We start from the raw sequence: 2,621 nt of genomic DNA, 5'->3' as shown, positions 1-2,621 counted from the left end.
GGCGGCGGCGGGAGCGGTGCTTTTGTACAACTTCCTCAACATCAAGACCGACCCGGCCATCGACGGAGCGTTTGCGCCGTACGAGCTGAAGGGCATCGCTTACTACCACACGGCCAACCCGAACAGTTACGTCGAGGTGTCCCAGGAAGAGTGGGATCGGAAGTTTGAAGCCATCGCATGCCACGAAAGCCAGGTGGACGGGGCGACGGCGCACCTGTACCGCCTCTATTTCGAGATGAAGGCGCGCGAATACGGCGCGGCCATCGGGCGGGAGCGGGCCGAAGCGTTCAAGGTGCTCCCGCCGCAGATGCTGCACTGCGCCGTGGATGCGGTGCGCTTTTAGCTGCTCATGGTGCCGTACCCGAGCCCGGCACTATTCAACTGGCTTCGATTGGCCTTTCCCGTCGTAGCCCGAGATGGCGGGGCAAGGGCGCCTCGGGCCGCGCGGCGCCCTTGCCCGAGAGGCACGGGATCTGACAAGCAGGGTCGCTTGCGCTAAAACGAGTACAGCAGCCCTCCGGTCAGAGCGAAATTCCCCGAGGCCTGTACACCGCTCGGAAGGCCCATCGGCAGCATGTAATGCCCTTCCACAAACAGGTTGGACGTTTCACTCATCGCAAAACGAGCGCCGCCGATGAAATCAAGCACGGTAATGCCAACCGAAATCCCGTAGGCGGATACGCTCAGTTCCCCGACTCCTGTCCCAAAGTACGGCTCCGCCTCGGCCACTGCCACGTTGTAAAGGCCGGCGCCGCTGATCCAGCGCATGCGTACACTGAATCCCGAGTAGGGGTCACGCAGCGAGCCAAACAGGAACGCCGCCCTGACGGAAAACGGCCCCGTTATCGAGGCTTCCCCCGTCACCCCGTACATGAACAGACCCTGCCCCCCGAACACGTAGCCCGCCTGCCCGCCGACCGCAAACTCCTGGGCAAGCACCGCCGAACTCATCGCCGCAACCAACCCAGCCGCCACGACCAGCAATCCGATGTACCGCACGACGAGACACCCCCTCGATGATGCGTGCACTGCCTGGCAGACGGGGAAGGCAGGTGGCAGCGGGAGTTCGCCCCCCTGGTCCGCCCTGCCAGGCATCTCCAGGTTGAGGGGAGGTCGTCGCAGGTACCGCACCAAAGAGCCAAATCGGCTCATCCAAATCCGGGCAGAGGGCCGTCTCACCCACCAACTCAGCGCCGTCGGGCAGCGAGGTCGGCTGGCTGCTGGAGTACTACCGCCTCAACGGCGCACGAGCGGCAGGTGAGCGTGTTCACCGGGCCTGGACGTCGAGAGCATCCCGCAGGGCGTCGCCGAGGAAGTAGAAGGCCATCACGGAGACGATGATGAGCAGGGCGGGGGAGAGAAGCCACGGATAGAGGCTCAACACCTCGAGGCTCTGCGCGTCCTTCAGCAGCAGCCCCCACGAGGCCATGGGCTCTTTGACCCCGAGCCCCAGAAACGACAGCGCGCTCTCTCCCAGGATATATCCCGGAAGAGCGAGCGTCGCCGACACGATGAGGTAGCTTGCGATGTTGGGCAGGACGTGCCGGAGAAGAATCTGCCGCTCAGGCACGCCGACGGCCCGTGCGGCCAGCACGTAGTCAAACCGCCGGACGGCCAGCACCTGCCCCCGCACGACCCGGGCGAGATCCGCCCAGCCGATGAGGGCCAGGATGGCGACCACGCCGAGGTAGACGTAGGTCGACGGCCAGGAAGGCGGCACGATGGTGCCGAGAGCCAGCAGGATGGGCAGCCTGGGGAACGACAGCAGCACCTCGATGGCCCTCTGTACGAACGTGTCGACCCACCCGCCGTAGTAGCCGCTCAAGCCGCCAATGATCACGCCCAGGGTGAACGAGATGAGGATTCCGACGGGCCCCACCGACAGGGAAACCTGCGAACCCAGAACCATGCGCGACAGCAGGTCTCTTCCGTAGCGATCCGTCCCCAGCAGGAAGACCGGCCCGCCGTCGCCGCCAAACAGGTGGGTGCGCGCTCGAATCACCCCGAGCAGCCGGTATTCGTCGCCGGCTACGAACAGCCGGACCGGCACGAGCTGCGATCGATCTTCCGCGTACGTCGAAATGAAGGTTACCGGGTCACGCCGCCGCTCGAGCCTGTAAACGAACGGCCCGACCCACCGGCCCTCGTGCCAGAAGTGCACCCGCTGCGGGGGCGCGTACGCAAACTGCGGAAACTGCGTGGCCGGACTGTAAGGGGCCAGGAAGCCGGCAAGCAGCGCCCCGCCGTAAAACACGGCGAGCAACGCGGCGCTCACCGCCCCGGTGCGGGAACGGATGAGGCGCTTGAGCGCCAGGCGCCCGAACGTCTCGGGCTCTTTCTCAGCAATCACCCCGGTTGCAACGGGCCGGGCCTCTGTGCTCACCCTCGAGGCCTCCTGGTTGCGGGGCCGCCTCTCTTGCGGGCAGCTTCGCCCCGCTAGTCGTACCGCACCCTCGGATCCACCCATGCGAGGGCGATGTCGGCGAGCAGGTTCCCGATCATCAGCAGCAAGCTGGAAAACAGCAGTAGCGTCATGGCCAGGTACTGGTCCTTGTTGATGAGCGCATCGTACAGAAGCGGCCCGATGGTCGGCAGATTCAAAACGATGGAACTGATGATGG

The 2,621-nt window shown here is 65.1% G+C and carries 4 protein-coding genes; 1 reads left to right on the top strand and 3 read right to left on the bottom strand.

Going from position 1 to position 2,621, the window contains the following annotated elements:
* Window positions 1-343, top strand: a 343-nt coding sequence (locus tag AB1609_20725; protein MEW6048868.1) for a hypothetical protein, incomplete at its 5' end; no start/stop codon positions are given.
* A 152-nt stretch (window positions 344-495) separates the two neighbouring features.
* On the opposite strand, the gene AB1609_20720 is transcribed toward AB1609_20725, so the two are convergent.
* The 3 genes from AB1609_20720 to AB1609_20710 all read right to left on the bottom strand — a co-directional run.
* Entirely contained in the window at window positions 496-999 is a 504-nt protein-coding gene (locus AB1609_20720; protein ID MEW6048867.1) for a hypothetical protein, read from the bottom strand.
* A gap of 268 nt (window positions 1,000-1,267) precedes the next feature.
* Window positions 1,268-2,350, bottom strand: a complete 1,083-nt coding sequence (locus AB1609_20715) for an ABC transporter permease (GenBank protein ID MEW6048866.1) — start codon at window positions 2,348-2,350, stop codon at window positions 1,268-1,270.
* Window positions 2,351-2,436: 86 nt separating this feature from the next.
* Window positions 2,437-2,621 (bottom strand): ABC transporter permease (locus AB1609_20710; protein MEW6048865.1); only part of this gene is annotated, 185 nt, incomplete at its 5' end.

It is taken from the genome of Bacillota bacterium, assembly GCA_040754675.1.
In the GTDB taxonomy this organism is placed as follows: domain Bacteria; phylum Bacillota; class Limnochordia; order Limnochordales; family Geochordaceae; genus Geochorda.
This window is presented reverse-complemented; position numbering and strand designations above follow the sequence as displayed.